Genomic DNA, 16,118 nt, shown 5'->3' on the forward strand with positions numbered 1-16,118 from the left:
CGGACAGACCAACGCGAAGACAGCCCAGCAGGGCGTCAGTCAGTGCCCGAGTCACGGCCGCCGGAACCCGAGTATCAGCATCAATGTCAGTGCCCGCGCGTAGAGTGCGAAGCGCTGGGAACGACGGCCGTTCCCGCGCGCACACACTTCGGGGGAGACGATGCACGGGGTCACGAGCGATACGGCGACGGCGGGGGCACGGACGTCAGGACAGGTGCCGTCCCCGCTCACCCTGGCCCGCCTCACCACCGCCCGCAGACCGTCCCCGGCGGGGCTGTTCTGGAACCCGGCGGCACTGATCGGCTGCGTGCTGCTGTCGACGGGCCGCCGCACCGCCTCCGGCCTGACCCTGGACCTGCCGCACCGCCTGCTCGCCCGCGACTTCGGCCGGTCCCGCGTCGTCCGCTTCGAGGACCTCGACTTCCCGCCGGCCCTCACCCACGAGCCCACCCGCCGCTTCCTGCGCGACACGGGCCTCCCGGAGGACGCCTTCCCCCTCCGCCTGCACCAGGACGACATCGCCCTGCCGACCCTGCGCGAGCACTACGAGGACCCGGACGCCCCCGCCCACCTGATCCGCCTGGGCACCCTCCCCGGCGACGAGGACGCGGTCATCGACGGCACCACGGGCACGATCCTCACCTGGCACCACCCCACCAGCACCCCACGCCCCCTGACCCCGGACGTCTCCACCCTCACCTACACCCTGTGGCTGCTGCACAGAACAACCACGCCGGAGGCCGTGGCGGGAATCGAACCCGCGTAACTCGCTTTGCAGGCGAGTCCCTGAACCACTCGGGCACACGGCCGTGTCGCGGACCTAGGGGCCCGGACTCGGTGGAACGACCGTAGGGCGGGGGAGGGGAGGGACTCAAGGGGTCGGGGCGGGGCGCAACGCGACTGCCATACGCCGTTCATGGAAGGCTGGGCGGTCGTACGACCAAGGTCCCGGTCGCGGACCGTCTCCCGACAGGGGCCAAGGGCGAAGACGCCCCTTACCCTGGCGAGCATGACCATCCCTGAGCCGCGCGACACCGACGTCGCCGACACCGAGCCGAGCCCCGAAGCCCCGCCGGCGAGGACCGAGGGCACCGTGCTGAGCCGGGCCTACCGGGCCCTGAGCATCGGCATCGTCTCCGTCGTCGTACTCATCGCCTTCGAGGCGACCGCGGTGGGGACGGCCATGCCCGTGGCGGCCCGGGAGCTGGACGGGGTGTCGCTGTACGCGTTCGCGTTCTCCGGGTACTTCACGACGAGCCTGTTCGGGATGGTGCTGTCCGGGCAGTGGTCGGACCGGCGAGGACCGATCGGGCCGCTGACCTGGGGGATCGGTAGCTTCGCGGCGGGGCTGGTGCTGTCGGGGACGGCCGGGACGATGTGGCTGTTCATCCTCGGGCGGGCGGTGCAGGGGCTCGGCGGCGGGCTGGTGATCGTCGCGCTGTACGTCGTCGTCGGCCGGGCGTATCCGGAACGGCTGCGGCCGGCGATCATGGCGGCGTTCGCGGCCGGTTGGATCGTGCCGTCCATCGTCGGGCCGCTGGCGTCGGGCGCGGTGACCGAGCACCTCGGGTGGCGCTGGGTGTTCACCGGCATCCCGGTGCTGGTGGTGTTCCCGCTGGCGCTCGCCCTGCCGCAGATACGCCGCCGGGCCGCCGGGCCGGTGGCGGCGGAGAAGGAGGCACCACCCTCCTTCGACCGGCGGCGCATCCGGCTCGCCCTCGCCGTCTCGCTCGGTGCGGGGCTGCTCCAGTACGCCGCCCAGGACCTGCGCTGGATGTCCCTGGTCCCCGGCGCCGCGGGCGCCGCGCTGCTCGTCCCGGCCGTCCTCGGGCTGCTCCCGCGCGGCACCTACCGGGCCGCCCGCGGCCTGCCCTCCGTCGTCCTGCTGCGCGGCGTCGCCGCGGGCTCCTTCATCGCCGCCGAGTCCTTCGTACCGCTGATGCTGGTCACCCAGCGCGGCCTCAGCCCGACGCTGGCCGGGTTCTCGCTGGCGGCGGGCGGGCTGACCTGGGCGGGCGGCTCCTGGCTCCAGTCCCGGCCGAAGCTGGAGCCGTACCGGGAACGGCTGATGACCCTCGGGATGCTCCTGGTCGCCGCCGCCATCGCCACCGCGCCGAGCGTCCTGATCGAGGCCGTGCCCGCCTGGACGGTGGCCGTCGCCTGGGCCTTCGGCTGCCTCGGCATGGGCCTGGTGATCTCCTCCACCAGCGTCATGCTGCTCAAGCTCTCCTCGCCCCAGGAGGCCGGCACCAACTCCGCCGCCCTCCAGATCTCCGACGGCCTGTCCAACGTCCTCCTCCTCGCCGCCGGCGGCGCCGCCTTCGCCGCCCTCGGCGGCGGCACGGTGACCCACGCCACGGCCGACGCGACCGGCTCCCACCCGGCCGCCTTCGCGGCGGTGTTCCTGCCGATGGCGGGGGTGGCGCTGGTGGGGGCGTGGGTGACCACGCGGCTGCGGCAGCGGTGAGCACGCCCTGGCCGGCGGGAACAGGCGTCTGTCCTGGTCTGCGACCGGGGCCGCCGCGCTCCGCGCGGTGACTGTGACCTGCGTCCCACCCGTGGCCGCCCCGGCGTGACCCGGGCGTCGGCGGGTGACGGGCGCCGGTAGGGTGGCCCGGTTGTCATACGTGGCCGAGCCGACCGACCCCCCTTCGGAGACCGTGACTACCACCGCCAGTTCCAGCTCCTCGCACCACCTGTCGCCGGCCTTCCCCGGGCGTGCCCCGTGGGGTACCGCCAGCAAGCTGCGCGCCTGGCAGCAGGGGGCGATGGAGAAGTACGTCCAGGAGCAGCCCCGCGACTTCCTGGCGGTCGCCACGCCGGGCGCCGGCAAGACGACCTTCGCGCTGACGCTGGCGTCCTGGCTGCTGCACCACCACGTCGTGCAGCAGGTGACCGTGGTGGCGCCGACCGAGCACCTGAAGAAGCAGTGGGCCGAGGCGGCGGCGCGGATCGGGATCAAGCTGGACCCCGAGTACAGCGCCGGGCCGCTCGGCAGGGAGTACGACGGCATCGCCGTGACGTACGCCGGTGTCGGGGTGCGGCCCATGCTGCACCGCAACCGGGTCGAGCAGCGCAAGACCCTCGTCATCCTCGACGAGATCCACCACGCCGGCGACTCCAAGTCCTGGGGCGAGGCGTGCCTGGAGGCGTTCGAGCCGGCCACCCGGCGGCTCGCGCTGACCGGTACGCCGTTCCGCTCCGACACCAACCCGATCCCCTTCGTCACGTACGAGGAGGGCAACGACGGCATCCGGCGCTCCGCCGCCGACTACACCTACGGCTACGGGGCGGCCCTCGCGGACGGCGTCGTGCGGCCGGTGATCTTCCTTTCCTACAGCGGCAACATGCGTTGGCGGACCAAGGCGGGCGACGAGATCGCGGCGCGGCTCGGCGAGCCGATGACCAAGGACGCGGTCAGCCAGGCGTGGCGCACCGCGCTGGACCCGCGCGGCGAGTGGATGCCGTCCGTGCTGTGCGCCGCCGACCAGCGGCTCACCGAGGTCAGGAAGGCCATCCCGGACGCCGGTGCCCTCGTCATCGCCTCCGACCAGGACTCCGCCCGCGCCTATGCCAAGCTGATCCGCGAGATCACCGGGCACAAGGCCACCCTCGTCCTCTCCGACGACACCGGCGCGTCGAAGAACATCGACACGTTCAGCAACGGCACCGACCGGTGGATGGTCGCCGTCCGCATGGTGTCCGAGGGCGTCGACGTACCCCGCCTCGCGGTCGGGGTGTACGCCACGACCATCTCCACGCCGCTGTTCTTCGCCCAGGCCGTCGGGCGTTTCGTACGGTCCCGGCGGCGCGGCGAGACCGCGTCCGTGTTCCTGCCGACCGTGCCCGACCTGCTCACCTTCGCCAACGAGATGGAGCGCGAACGCGACCACGTCCTCGACCGGCCCAAGAAGGACGGCGAGGAGGACCCGTACGCCGAGTCCGAGAAGGAGATGGACGAGGCCAACCGGGAGCAGGACGAGGACACCGGCGAGCAGGAGCAGTTCTCCTTCGAGGCGCTGGACTCCGAGGCCGTCTTCGACCGGGTGATGTACAACGGCGCCGAGTTCGGGATGCAGGCCCACCCGGGCAGCGAGGAGGAGCAGGACTACCTCGGCATCCCCGGGCTCCTCGAACCCGACCAGGTGCAGTTGCTGCTCCAGAAGCGGCAGGCCCGGCAGATCGCGCACAGCCGAAAGAAGCCGGACGAAGAGGCCGACCTGCTCGAACTGCCCGCCGAGCGGCGGCCGGTGGTCTCCCACAAGGAGATGATGGAGCTGCGGAAGAAGCTCAACACCATGGTCGGCGCCTACGTCCACCAGAGCGGCAAACCGCACGGCGTCATCCACACCGAGCTGCGCCGGGTCTGCGGCGGCCCGCCGAGCGCCGAGGCCACGGCGGGGCAGTTGCGGCAGCGCATCGCGAAGGTCCAGGAGTGGGCGACCCGCATGAAGTGACACACCGGGAGTGCCTGCTCGCTGTACGTACCGGGACAAACGCCGGTAGTCCGTACGGGTGACTGACCGGATTCTGGACGGAACCTTCCGCTGAGCGGACCGGCTCGCTACTGTCCCGCTACGCATACGCCCCGTGGCAGCGCCGCCGCGGAGCGCAGCCGTGAAGCGACTTGGGCCCGGACGCCGCCGGGCCGCCGGCCGATCGGCGGTCTTGAGGCGCGGCACCGACGGGACTCGGTGCCGCACCCGCCGCGAGGAAGCCGCCGACCTCACCACTGAAGGAGTGGGCGTCGTGACCGCGGAGACCTCCCAGACGCTCGACAGAGGACTGCGGGTCCTCAAGCTGCTCGCCGAGACCGACCACGGGCTGACCGTCACCGAACTCTCGCACCGCCTCGGGGTGAACCGGACCGTGGTGTACCGGTTGCTCGCCACGCTGGAACAGCACGCCCTGGTACGCCGTGACCTCGGCGGCCGGGCCCGGGTCGGGCTCGGGGTGCTGGGCCTGGGCCGCCAGGTGCACCCCCTGGTCCGCGAGGCGGCGATGCCGGCGCTGCGCGCGCTGGCCGAGGACATCGGGGCGACGGCCCATCTGACGCTGGTGGACGGCGCGGAGGCGCTGGCCGTGGCCGTCGTCGAGCCGACCTGGACCGACTACCACGTGGCCTACCGCGCCGGGTTCCGGCACCCGCTGGACCGGGGCGCCGCGGGCCGGGCGATCCTGGCCGCCCGGCAGCAGCCCGCCACCGACCCCGGCTACACCCTCACCAGCGGGGAGCTGGAGACGGGCGCGTGCGGGGCGGCGGCCCCGCTGCTCGGCGTCTCCGGCGTCGAGGGCAGCGTCGGCGTGGTGATGCTGGCGGACGTCATACCGGAACGGGTCGGCCCGCGCGTACGGGACGCGGCACGGGAGGTCGCGGAGGCCCTGCGCTGACCCCGGCCCCAGCGCCGGCCAAGCCCTCGCGCCGCTCCGGTCCCGGCATCGGCCAGGCCCCGCGCCGCTCCGGTTCCGGCCCTCGTGCCGTCCCGGTCCCGGCCCGCGCCGCTCCGGTCCCGGCGTCGGCCAGGCCCCGCGCCGTCCCGGTTCCGGCCCTCGTGCCGCCCCTGTCCCGGCCCCGTACCCCCGCCGGCCCCCCGGGCCGTCCGGCCGCCCCGCCCGTCCCCGTCACCCCCGCGTTAGATTGACCCCGTGCTCTCTCGTCTCACGCGTCACCAGGTTCTCGCCCTCTGTGTCCTGCCCGTCGTGGCGTTGTTCGCCGTGGCCGGGTTCGCGCCGCTGCCGTTCTCCGTGGCGAAGCCCGGGATGACGGCGGACGTGCTGGGCAAGAACCGGGGCACCCCGGTGATCACCGTCTCGGGGGCGCCGACCCGGAAGACCAGCGGGCAACTGCGGATGACGACCATCGTGGCCACCGGCCCGGAGACGCGGGTCTCGCTCGGCGAGGTGATCGGCGCCTGGTTCGACACCGACCGGGCGGTGATGCCGCGCGACGCGGTGTACCCCAGCGGCGACGACCCGCAGGAGATCGAGCGGTACAACACCGAGCAGATGAAGGAGTCCCAGGACGACGCCGTCAGCGCCGCCCTGGGCTATCTGGAACTCGACCCCGGCGACGTCGACGTCGAGCTGAAGCTGGCGGACGTCGGCGGCCCGAGCGCCGGGCTGCTGTTCTCCCTCGGCATCGTCGACAAGCTGGGCGGCGGCGACCTCACCGGCGGCCGGACCGTCGCCGGTACGGGCACCATCACGCCCGGCGGCGAGGTCGGCGCCGTCGGCGGGGTGCCGCTGAAGACGCAGGCGGCCAGGCGGGACGGGGCGACCGTCTTCCTCGTACCGAAGGCGGAGTGCTCGGACGCGGCCACCGAGCTGCCGAAGGGGCTGCGGCTGGTCCCGGTGACCACGCTCAAGGGCGCGGTCGACGCGCTGCGCGCCCTGGCCGGCGGCAAGGGCGAGGTCCCGCACTGCTGATCCGCGCTCAGCCCTCCTTTACGAACCCCTTCTTCGTCATCCAGTCCAGCGCCACCTGGTGCGGGTCCTCCCCGTCCACGTCGACCCTGGCGTTCAGCTCCCGCGCCACGTCGTTGGTGAGCGCCTCGGTGACCGGGCCGAGCACCTCGGCGATGGCCGGCCACTTCTTCAGGGTGTCGGTGCGGATCATGGGCGCCGCGTTGTAGTTGGGGAAGAACTTCCGGTCGTCCTCCATCACCACCAGGTCCATCGACCTGATCCGCCCGTCGGTGGTGTAGACCTCGCCGTAGACGCAGGCGCCCTTGGCCGTCTGGGTGTAGATGATCCCGGTGTCCATCTGCGTGATGTTCCGCGCCGGCAGGTTCATCCCGTACGCCTTCTGCAGTCCGGGCAGGCCGTCCGCGCGGTTGGCGAACTCGCCCTCGACGCACAGCGTCACCGCCCCCGGGTCGGACTTCGCCAGCCGGGCCACCTGGGACAGGGTGTCCGTGCGGTACTTCTCGTGGTGGGCCCGGTTCATGGCCAGCGCGTACGTGTTGTTCAGCGCCGCCGGGGCCAGCCAGCTCAGCCCCTTCTTCGCGTCCGCCGCGCGCACCGCCTCCCACTGCCGGCGCGGGTCGGGGATCGGACGGCTGTTGCCGAGGTACGTGATCCAGGCGGTGCCGGTGTACTCGTACGTGGCGTCGGCGTCGCCGTTCTCCACGGCCGCGCGGGTGCCGACCGAGCCCTGGATGCCGGTGCGGTCCAGCACCTGGGCGCCGGCCGCCTGGAAGGCGATGCCCATGATCGCGCCGAGCACGAGCTGTTCGGTGAACTCCTTGGAGACGACGGTGAGATCGGCGCCCTTGAGGGGCTCGCCGCGGCCGACGGTCCCCGGCTCGACGTCGTCGGCCATGGGGGAGCCGCTGGTCAGGCCGCAGCCGGCGGCGAGCAGCAGCCCGGCCCCCAGCAGGCACGCGGGGCGTCTCATGTGCCCGCCTCCAGACCGCGCGGACTGAGCAGCACCTCGGCGAGCGAGGCCAGCCAGTCCACCAGCAGGGCGAGGGCGACGGTCAGCACCGAGCCCAGCACCAGCACCGGCATCCGCTGGCTGGTGATGCCGGTGGTGATCAGCACCCCGAGGCCGCCGCCCCCGCCGAAGGTCGCCAGCGTCGCCGTACCGACGTTGAGGACCAGGGCGGTGCGCACGCCCGCCAGGATCAGCGGGACGGCGAGCGGGAGTTCGACGCGCAGCAGGACGCCGAGGGGGGACATGCCGATGCCGCGGGCCGCCTCCAGCAGGGTCGGGTCGTTGGCCTTCAGGCCCGCGATGGTGTTGGAGAGCACCGGCAGGATCGCGTAGACGATGATGCCGATCAGGGCGGCCCGGCGGCCGATGCCCAGCCAGATCACCAGCAGCGCCAGCAGGCCGATGGCCGGGGTGGCCTGGCCCGTGTTGGCGAAGGCCAGGGCCACCGGGGTCGCCTTGCGGAACATGCGGCGGGTGAGCAGCACGCCCAGCGGAATGGCGATGATCAGCACGAAGAAGGTGGAGATCACCGTCAACTGCACGTGCTGCCACAGGGCCTTGGTGACCTGCCCGTCGGACAGGGCGTTCTCGCTCAGCGCGTCCAGGTCGGCCTGCCGGAACCAGAGCCAGGTCGCCAGCAGCACCGCGAGCAGCAGCGCGGGCAGGAAGGTCAGCTTGCGCAGGCCGATGCGCCGCCGGGCCGGGGCGGGCGGCACCGGCCGGGACCCGTGGTCGTCCTCGGGTTCGTCCCCGTACGCGAGGTCCGCGGGCGGCCGGCGGGTGGAAGGGCTCATCACGGCACCGGCTCCCCTCCGCGCCCCTCCTGCTCGGCCTGGGTCCGCTCGGCGCGGGCCTCCTCCAGGTCGTGCTGGTGGGCCAGCGCGTCCAGCCGGTCGGCCTCCAGCATCTCGTGCACGGAGTTCATCAGCGTCTCCATGTCGACGACGCCCTCGTACTCGCCGCGCCGCCCGGTGACCGCGACCCGCCCCGCGTTGTCGGTGAGCACCGCCTCCAGCGCGTCCCGGAGCGTCGCGTCCCGCGTCACCGTGTCGTGGACGAGCGTCCCGGCCCGCGCGAGGGAGCCCTTGGCCCGCATCAGATCGCCGCGCCGCAGCCACTTGTAGGGCCGGCCGCGCTTGTCGAGCAGCAGGATCTCGTTGCTGCCGCTGTCCCGGAGCCGGTTGAAGATGTGCTGGAGCGGGTCGTCCACGGTCACCGTCGGATAGTCGGTGATGCCGACGTCCCGCACCCGGGTCAGGTTCAGCCGCTTCAGCGCCGCCCCCGCGCCCACGAAACCGGAGACGAAGTCGTCCGCCGGGTTGGTGAGGATGGCCTCCGGGGTGTCGAACTGGGCGATGTGGGAGCGTTCGCGCAGCACGGCGATCCGGTCGCCCAGCTTGATCGCCTCGTCGAAGTCGTGGGTGACGAAGACGATGGTCTTGTGCAGTTCGTGCTGGAGCCGGATCAGCTCGTCCTGGAGGTGGTCCCGGGTGATCGGGTCGACGGCGCCGAACGGCTCGTCCATCAGCAGCACCGGCGGATCGGCGGCCAGCGCCCGCGCCACCCCGACCCGCTGCTGCTGCCCGCCGGACAACTGGCGCGGATAGCGGTGCAGGAACTCCCCGGGGTCCAGGCCCACCAGGTCGAGCATCTCCTCCACCCGGTCCCGGGTGCGGGCCTTGGACCAGCCGGTCATCCTCGGCACCAGGGCGATGTTCTGCGCGACGGTCATGTGCGGGAACAGGCCCGAGGACTGGATGGCGTACCCGACCTTGCGGCGCAGCTTCACCGGGTCGATGTCGGTGACGTCCTCGCCGTCGATGCGGATGCGTCCGCCGGTCGGCTCGATCAGCCGGTTGATCATCTTCAGGGTGGTGGACTTCCCGCAGCCGGAGGGGCCGACAAAGACGACCGTCTCGCCCGCGCCGATCTCCATGGAGACGTTGTCCACGGCGGGCTGCGGATTGCCGGGGTAGCGCTTGGTGAGGTTCTCCAGCCGGATGGTCGCGCCGGTCGTGGCGGCGCCGGTCGTCCCGGTCTCAGACACGGACCCCCCTCGGGATGGTCAGCCGCCCGAGCAGGACGTACGCGGCGTCGAACAGCAGTGCCAGGACGATGATCCCGAGCGTCCCCGAGAGCACCTGGTTGAGCGCGTTCTTGCTGCCCAGCGAGGCGATCCCGCGGAAGATCTCGTTGCCCAGGCCCGGCCCGGAGGCGTACGCGGCGATCGCGGCGATGCCCATCAGCATCTGGGTGGAGACCCGGATGCCGGTCAGGATCGGCGGCCAGGCCAGCGGCAGCTCCACCCGCACCAGCCGGGCCGTGCGCGACATGCCGATGCCCTTGGCCGCGTCCACCAGCGACGGGTCGACGCCGCGCAGCCCGACGATGGCGTTGCGCACGATGGGCAGCAGCCCGTACAGGGTCAGCGCGGTCACCGTCGGCGGCACGCCCAGCCCGACGACCGGGATGAGCAGGCCGATCATGGCCAGCGACGGGATGGTCAGGATGGTGGAGGTGGCGACGGTCGCCAGGTTCCCGGCCCACTCGCTGCGGTAGGTGGCCACGCCGATCAGCACCCCGAGCACGGTCGCCACCACCATGCACTGGAGGACGGCGCTGGCGTGCTGCCCCGCGTCGGCGAGCAACTGCTGGTGGCGGCTGCCAAGGAACTCCCAGAAGTTCACATCCGCTCACCCCGTCGCCGGTCAGGTCCATGTGCGCCCGTGGTCGGCCGCCGCCTGCTCCACCAGCGGGATCACCCGCAGCGGAACGGGGTTCTCCATGACGATCGCCGTGGCGGCCCGGACGATGCCATCAAAGCCGACAACCCGGTCGATCACCCGCTGGAGATCGGCGTTCGAGCGGGCCACCAGCCGGCAGAGCATGTCCCCGGTGCCGGTGGTGGTGTGCAGCTCCAGCACTTCCGGTACCGCCGCCAAGTGGGCCCGGACGTCGGCGCCTTGGCCCTGCCGGATCTCCAGCGTCGCGAACGCCGTGACCGGGTAGCCGAGCGCCGCCGGGTCCACCTCCGGGCCGAATCCCCGGATGACTCCGTTCGACTGAAGGCGGTCCAGCCGGGCCTGCGCGGTGCCCCGCGCCACCCCCAGCCGCCGGGACATCTCCAGCACCCCGATCCGCGGCTCCCGCGCCAGCAGCACGATGATCCGTCCGTCCAGTCGGTCGATCCCCATCCGCCCTGCCCTCCCCGTTGGTCATCCTGTACAGATCGCCCCGTAGGACCGGCGTGCCGCTGGTCACCATGCCCAGCCAAAACGCGAACTATTGCGCACCCTGCCGAGGGGGCCGATCCTGCGATTATGACGCAGACCACACACCACACTCCCGACACCGCCCGGCAGGCCGATCCCTTCCCGGTCAAGGGAATGGACGCGGTCGTCTTCGCCGTGGGCAACGCCAAGCAGGCGGCGCACTACTACTCCACCGCCTTCGGCATGACCCTGGTCGCCTACTCCGGACCGGAGAACGGCAGCCGCGAGACCGCGAGCTACGTGCTGGAGAACGGCTCCGCCCGCTTCGTGTTCACCTCGGTCGTCAAGCCCGCCACCGACTGGGGCCGCTTCCTCGACCGGCACGTCGCCGAGCACGGCGACGGCGTCATCGACCTCGCCATCGAGGTCCCCGACACCCGCGCCGCCTTCGCGTACGCCGTCGAGCACGGCGCCCGCCCGGTCGCCGAGCCGTACGAGGTGAAGGACGAGCACGGCACGGTCGTCCTGGCCGCCATCGCCACCTACGGCGAGACCCGCCACACCCTGGTCGAACGCACCGGCTACGACGGCCCGTACCTCCCCGGCTTCGTCGCCGCGAGCCCGATCGTCCAGCCGCCCGCCCACCGCACCTTCCAGGCGATCGACCACTGCGTCGGCAACGTCGAACTCGGCCGGATGGACGAGTGGGTGGAGTTCTACAACAAGGTCCTGGGCTTCACCAACATGAAGGAGTTCGTCGGCGACGACATCGCCACCGAGTACAGCGCGCTGATGTCCAAGGTGGTCGCCGACGGCACCCTCAAGGTCAAGTTCCCGATCAACGAGCCCGCCGTCGCCCGGAAGAAGTCCCAGATCGACGAGTACCTGGAGTTCTACGGCGGCGCCGGCGTCCAGCACATCGCCCTGAACACCAACGACATCGTGCAGACCGTCCGCACGATGAAGGCGGCCGGCGTGCGGTTCCTGGACACGCCCGACTCCTACTACGACACCCTCGGCGAGTGGGCCGGCGACACCCGCGTGCCCGTCGACACCCTGCGCGAGCTGAAGATCCTCGCCGACCGCGACGAGGACGGCTATCTGCTGCAGATCTTCACCAAGCCGGTCCAGGACCGGCCGACCGTCTTCTTCGAGATCATCGAACGGCACGGCTCCATGGGCTTCGGCAAGGGCAACTTCAAGGCCCTCTTCGAGGCCATCGAGCGCGAACAGGCCAGGCGCGGCAATCTCTAGCGCCGGGCACGGGCGTCAGCTCGCGGGCGGGTCCTCCAGCGGGGGCTCGCCCAGCGCCGCCAGCGCCCCGCGCGCCCTCGGCGCGTGCAGCGGCGAGAAGTACGGGTTGATCCGCAGCGCCTCCGCCAGATGCCGCCGGGCCGGCCCGTACCGCCCGAGCGCCCACTCGATCACCCCCCGGTGATAGGCGTACGGGGCGCTGCGCACCGCGCCCCCGAGGTCCGCGTCGGTCGCCCGCGTCGCGTACCGCAGCGCCTGCCCGGTCCGCCCGGCGCGGTACAGCGCCCAGCCCAGCGCGTCGGCGGCCGCGGTCGACGGCCGGCGCCGCCACTCGGCCTCCAGCCGCCGCACCGCCGCCTCGGGGTCCCCGTGATCGGCCTCGAACCGCCCCAGCAGCAGCCCCTCGTCCACCCCGCCCGCCACGGCCGCCCGCACCCGCTCGCGCAGCAGTTCGTACTGCGCCCGCGCGGCCTGCCCCAGCCCCAGCGACTCGTACAGCTCGCCCAGCTCCAGCGCGTACTCCGCCCGTGGCTGCCGGGCCAGCGCCGCCCGGTACGCGCCCAGCGCCTGCGTCGTCCGGCCCAGCGCCGCCAGCGCCCGCCCCTGCCCGGCCCGCGCGGCCCGCAGGTCGGGATCGGTGCGCAGCGCCTCCTCGAAGAACCGCAGCGCCCCTTCCCGGTCCCCCCGCTCGAACGCCAGTTGCCCGGCCTGCTCCAGGTACGCCGCCCGCTCGGCCGGCGTCCCGGCCGCCGCCGCGGCGTCCGAGATCCGCGCCGCCGCGTCCTCCCGCCAGCCCCGGTCCCGGTAGACCGCCGCCGCCCGCGCGCTCACCGCCGGGGACGACCGCAGCTTCGTCATCCGCTCCAGGGCCCGCCCGGCCCCGTCGATGTCACCGAGCCCGGTGCAGGCGTCGATCAGCAGTGCCTGGGCCGTCCACCGCCCCGGCGCCCGCTCGCGCGCCGCCTCGGCCCAGCGCTTCGCCGCGGAGTAGTCCCGCCGCGCCACCGCCAGCGCCGCCAGCCCCTCCAGCGCGGCGGGCGAGGCGTCCAGCCGCAGGGCGGTGCGCAGCGCCCGCTCGGCCCGCGGATAGTCGGCGCCGTCTCCCGTCCGCCGGCCCCGCTCGACGTACGCCGTCCCGAGCACCGCCCAGGTCCGCGCGTCCGCCGGACGGGCGCGCGAGCGGGCCTCCTGCTCGCCGATCAGCGCCGTCAGGGCGGGCAGCGCCGCCGGTTGCCCCGCGGCGACCGCGCTCCGGGCCTGGGCCGCCGGGCCCGGCGCGGGAGCGGGCGCCCGGCCGCGCTCCGGGGGCAGCACCACCAGGGCCCCGACGAGCACCGCGGCCCCGACGGCCGCGGCGGCCGGCAGCCGCTTGGTGAGGCGGCCCGGACGCCGCCGCAGTCGGATCTCCATGCCGCTCACTGTGCGCGCGGGGGGCAGGTCCACCCGGGCAGGCGAAGGCCGGTGCCGACGGGGTTCACACCGATGGCCCCCGGTGCCACCCTGTGATCATGAGCCGTATCGAAGCGCCGCGTGACGAGACGACCGGCAACCTGCTGGACCGGCTGCTGGCCGGCCTGCCCGCCGACGCGGTGCTCACCGACCCCGACGTCACCGCCTCCTACGCCAACGACATGGCGAGCTTCTGCCCGGCCGGCGCCCCCGCCGTCGTCGTCCTGCCGCGCACCGTCGAGGAGGTCCAGCACGTCCTGCGCACCGCCACCGCCCTGCGCGTCCCCGTCGTCCCGCAGGGCGCCCGCACCGGCCTGTCCGGCGGCGCCAACGCCACCGAGGGCTGCGTCGTGCTCTCCCTGGTGAAGATGGACCGCATCCTGGAGATCGACCCGGTCGAGCGGATCGCCGTCGTCGAACCCGGCGTCATCAACGCCGACCTCTCCCGCGCGGCCGGCGAACACGGCCTGTGCTACCCGCCGGACCCCTCCAGTTGGGAGATGTGCACCATCGGCGGCAACATCGGCACCGCCTCCGGCGGCCTGTGCTGCGTGAAGTACGGCGTCACCGCCGAGTACGTCCTCGGCCTCGACGTCGTCCTCGCCGACGGCCGCCTGATGTCCACCGGCCGCCGCACCGCCAAGGGCGTCGCCGGGTACGACCTCACCCGCCTCTTCGTCGGCTCCGAGGGCTCCCTCGGCATCGTCGTCCGGGCCGTGCTGGCGCTGCGGCCCGCGCCGCCGGAGCAGTTGGTGCTGGCCGCCGAGTTCCCCTCGGCGGGCGCCGCCTGCGACGCGGTCTGCCGGATCATGGCCGGCGGTCACGTTCCCTCCCTCCTCGAACTGATGGACCGTACGACCGTCAAGGCGGTCAACGACCTCGCCCACATGGGTCTGCCCGAGTCCACCGAGGCCCTGCTCCTGGCCGCCTTCGACACCCCCGACCCGGCCGCCGACCTCGCCGCCGTCGGCGCGCTGTGCGAGGCGGCCGGCGCCACCCAGGTCGTCCCCGCCGACGACGCCGCCGAGTCCGAGCTGCTCCTCCAGGCACGCCGGCTGTCGCTCACCGCCCTGGAGGCCGTCAAGGGCACCACGATGATCGACGACGTGTGCGTGCCCCGCTCCCGGCTCGGCGACATGCTCGGCGGCGTCGAGCGGATCGCCGCGAAGCACGGCCTGACCATCGGCGTCTGCGCCCACGCCGGCGACGGCAACACCCACCCGACGGTCTGCTTCGACGCCGCCGACCCCGACGAGACCCGGCGGGCCCGCGAGTCCTTCGACGAGATCATGGCCCTCGGCCTGGAACTCGGCGGCACCATCACCGGCGAACACGGCGTCGGCGTGCTGAAGAAGGAGTGGCTGGCCCGCGAACTGGGCCCGGTCGGGCTGGAGATGCAGCGGGCCGTCAAACGTGCCTTCGACCCGCTGGACATCCTCAATCCCGGCAAGCTGTTCTGACCTCCCCGCCCTCACCGCGCCAGCAGCTCGGCCAGGGCGTCGTCCAGGCCGAGCCACCCGCCCTCACTGCCCGGGGGACACACGCGCAGGGTCCGCTCCAGCCAGGCCGACACCCGCGGCGCCGGCGCCCGCAGCAGCGCCTCCCCGTCCGGGCTGCTCAGCGCCACCAGCACCACGCCGCGCCCGTCGGCACGCGCCGGCCACACCCGTACGTCGCCGCTGCCGCACGGCCGGAACAGGCCCTCCACCAGCAGCTCACGGGCGAACATCCAGTGCACGGGCCGGTCGGTGTCGGTGTGGAAGGTGAGGTGGACGGCGTACGGGTCGTCGGTGCGGTAGCTCAGCAGGGCCGCCACGGCGGCGGTGCGGCCGGGGGCCAGGACGAGCCGCATCTCCAGCTCCCGCTCTACGACGGTGTGGTGCATGTCTGCGTGCCTCTTTCCTGCTCGTGTTTCCTGCTCGTGCGGACGGTCACGGGGGAGAGCGGCCGGGGCCCGGGGCGTTACGCGGGTCCGCGGAACTTTTTTCGTACGGGCGTTGCCCGGAAAGGAGTGGGTGCGGCCGGACCGGGGGTGCCGCGTGCCCCCGTCTGGTAGATGTGGAGGCCCCCCTACCACCACCGAGCAGATACGGGACGACGGACATGAGCGCCCCAACCCCGGCCCCCGGCGACGACCGGCCCCGCGAAGGGTATTACCCGGACCCGTCCATTCCTGGATATGTCCGGTACTGGAACGGTGCCGCCTGGGTACCGGGCACCAGCCGTCCGGCCCCGGCGGCCGGCGAGCGGCTCCCCCCGCCGCCCGGCGCGGACGCGTCCGTCGAGGAGACCGGGCCGCACTTCTTCGACGAGGACCCGGTGGCGCAGGCCGCCCCGCCGGGCGACCCGCACGGCACTCGCCCCGCGCCCGGCACGGCCTGGGGCGCCGACCGGCAGCCCGCGTGGCCCGCCGCGCGGGGAGCCGACCCGAGGGTGCCGCACGCCACGGCCGGTGCCGCCGGGCAGGGCGCGGCGGCACCGCCGCCCGGGGACACCGACCCCGGCACCTTCGTCTTCCGGCGCCCGGTGACGGGGGCGCGGCCGGCGCCCGACGCGGCGTCCGGGACCGAGGGGCCCGCCGACGAGGGGACGATGACCTTCCGGGCGGTACCCCCGCAGACGCCCCGCGCGGCGGCCTCGGACGACCGGCAACCACAGGACACCCCCGCCCCCGCGCCCGCTCAGGTTCCGGCTTCCGCGCCCGCTCAGGTTCCGGCTTCCGCGCCCGCTCAGGTTCCGGCTTCCGCGCCCGCTCAGGTTCCGGCTTC

The 16,118-nt window shown here is 73.4% G+C and carries 15 protein-coding genes and 1 tRNA gene; 8 read left to right on the forward strand and 8 right to left on the reverse strand.

Annotation, left to right across the window (positions count from 1 at the left end; genetic code table 11):
* Positions 1–214 precede the first annotated feature (214 nt).
* Positions 215–766: an SUKH-4 family immunity protein gene (locus ACFY32_RS31925; RefSeq protein ID WP_390676136.1), complete on the forward strand. Its 552-nt coding sequence runs from the start codon at positions 215–217 to the stop codon at positions 764–766.
* Here the strand turns inward: ACFY32_RS31925 and ACFY32_RS31930 are convergent.
* Positions 738–809: transfer RNA gene (locus ACFY32_RS31930), tRNA-Cys, on the reverse strand. The two genes, ACFY32_RS31925 and ACFY32_RS31930, sit on opposite strands and share 29 nt — an antisense overlap.
* 200 nt (positions 810–1,009) lie before the next feature.
* Here ACFY32_RS31930 and ACFY32_RS31935 point away from each other — a divergent pair.
* The 4 genes from ACFY32_RS31935 to ACFY32_RS31950 all read left to right on the forward strand — a co-directional run bounded on the left by ACFY32_RS31935 (position 1,010) and on the right by ACFY32_RS31950 (position 6,426).
* Complete coding sequence (locus ACFY32_RS31935; protein WP_390676137.1) at positions 1,010–2,467, forward strand: MFS transporter; 1,458 nt, start codon at positions 1,010–1,012, stop codon at positions 2,465–2,467.
* Positions 2,468–2,660: 193 nt separating this feature from the next.
* A complete protein-coding gene (locus tag ACFY32_RS31940) occupies positions 2,661–4,457 on the forward strand; it encodes a DEAD/DEAH box helicase (RefSeq protein ID WP_390676138.1) in 1,797 nt (598 codons plus the stop codon).
* Between the two features lie 292 nt (positions 4,458–4,749).
* Positions 4,750–5,391 carry an IclR family transcriptional regulator gene (locus ACFY32_RS31945; protein WP_190202642.1) on the forward strand — a complete coding sequence of 214 codons (642 nt, stop codon included), beginning with the start codon at positions 4,750–4,752 and terminating at the stop codon, positions 5,389–5,391.
* A 255-nt stretch (positions 5,392–5,646) separates the two neighbouring features.
* Complete coding sequence (locus ACFY32_RS31950; protein ID WP_359192633.1) at positions 5,647–6,426, forward strand: S16 family serine protease; 780 nt, start codon at positions 5,647–5,649, stop codon at positions 6,424–6,426.
* Positions 6,427–6,433: 7 nt separating this feature from the next.
* On the opposite strand, the gene ACFY32_RS31955 is transcribed toward ACFY32_RS31950, so the two are convergent.
* The 5 genes from ACFY32_RS31955 to ACFY32_RS31975 are packed head-to-tail and all read right to left on the reverse strand — an operon-like array spanning position 6,434 to position 10,629.
* Entirely contained in the window at positions 6,434–7,396 is a 963-nt protein-coding gene (locus ACFY32_RS31955; protein ID WP_390676139.1) for a glycine betaine ABC transporter substrate-binding protein, read from the reverse strand.
* Positions 7,393–8,229: an ABC transporter permease gene (locus ACFY32_RS31960; RefSeq protein WP_359192628.1), complete on the reverse strand. Its 837-nt coding sequence runs from the start codon at positions 8,227–8,229 to the stop codon at positions 7,393–7,395. Before ACFY32_RS31960 ends, ACFY32_RS31955 begins: the two co-directional genes overlap by 4 nt.
* The gene (locus ACFY32_RS31965) at positions 8,229–9,482 is read right to left on the reverse strand and encodes a betaine/proline/choline family ABC transporter ATP-binding protein (protein ID WP_359192625.1); all 1,254 of its coding nucleotides are present in this window, start codon (positions 9,480–9,482) and stop codon (positions 8,229–8,231) included. Before ACFY32_RS31965 ends, ACFY32_RS31960 begins: the two co-directional genes overlap by 1 nt.
* Positions 9,475–10,122: an ABC transporter permease gene (locus ACFY32_RS31970; protein ID WP_359192623.1), complete on the reverse strand. Its 648-nt coding sequence runs from the start codon at positions 10,120–10,122 to the stop codon at positions 9,475–9,477. The genes ACFY32_RS31965 and ACFY32_RS31970 overlap by 8 nt, the downstream gene beginning before the upstream one ends.
* 21 nt (positions 10,123–10,143) lie before the next feature.
* Positions 10,144–10,629 (reverse strand): Lrp/AsnC family transcriptional regulator, encoded by a 486-nt coding sequence (locus tag ACFY32_RS31975; RefSeq protein ID WP_359192620.1) that lies wholly within the window; start codon positions 10,627–10,629, stop codon positions 10,144–10,146.
* 126 nt (positions 10,630–10,755) lie between these two features.
* On the opposite strand from ACFY32_RS31975, the gene hppD reads away from it, so the two are divergent.
* Complete coding sequence (gene hppD / locus ACFY32_RS31980; protein ID WP_359192617.1) at positions 10,756–11,901, forward strand: 4-hydroxyphenylpyruvate dioxygenase; 1,146 nt, start codon at positions 10,756–10,758, stop codon at positions 11,899–11,901.
* A gap of 15 nt (positions 11,902–11,916) precedes the next feature.
* On the opposite strand, the gene ACFY32_RS31985 is transcribed toward hppD, so the two are convergent.
* On the reverse strand, positions 11,917–13,311 hold the full coding sequence (locus ACFY32_RS31985; RefSeq protein WP_390676140.1) for a tetratricopeptide repeat protein: 1,395 nt from the start codon (positions 13,309–13,311) through the stop codon (positions 11,917–11,919).
* Between the two features lie 92 nt (positions 13,312–13,403).
* Here ACFY32_RS31985 and ACFY32_RS31990 point away from each other — a divergent pair, with 92 nt between their 5' ends.
* Positions 13,404–14,810, forward strand: coding sequence for an FAD-linked oxidase C-terminal domain-containing protein (locus ACFY32_RS31990; protein ID WP_359192611.1), 1,407 nt, complete (start codon positions 13,404–13,406; stop codon positions 14,808–14,810).
* Positions 14,811–14,821: 11 nt separating this feature from the next.
* Here ACFY32_RS31990 and ACFY32_RS31995 read toward each other — a convergent pair whose 3' ends face one another.
* Positions 14,822–15,235: an SsgA family sporulation/cell division regulator gene (locus tag ACFY32_RS31995; RefSeq protein ID WP_359192608.1), complete on the reverse strand. Its 414-nt coding sequence runs from the start codon at positions 15,233–15,235 to the stop codon at positions 14,822–14,824.
* Positions 15,236–15,453: 218 nt separating this feature from the next.
* Here ACFY32_RS31995 and ACFY32_RS32000 point away from each other — a divergent pair.
* A partial coding sequence (locus ACFY32_RS32000; protein WP_390676141.1) for a DUF2510 domain-containing protein occupies positions 15,454–16,118 on the forward strand: 665 nt, incomplete at its 3' end.

Origin of the sequence: Streptomyces sp. NPDC000134, from assembly GCF_042899225.1 — a bacterium.
Taxonomy (GTDB): Bacteria; Actinomycetota; Actinomycetes; order Streptomycetales; family Streptomycetaceae; genus Streptomyces.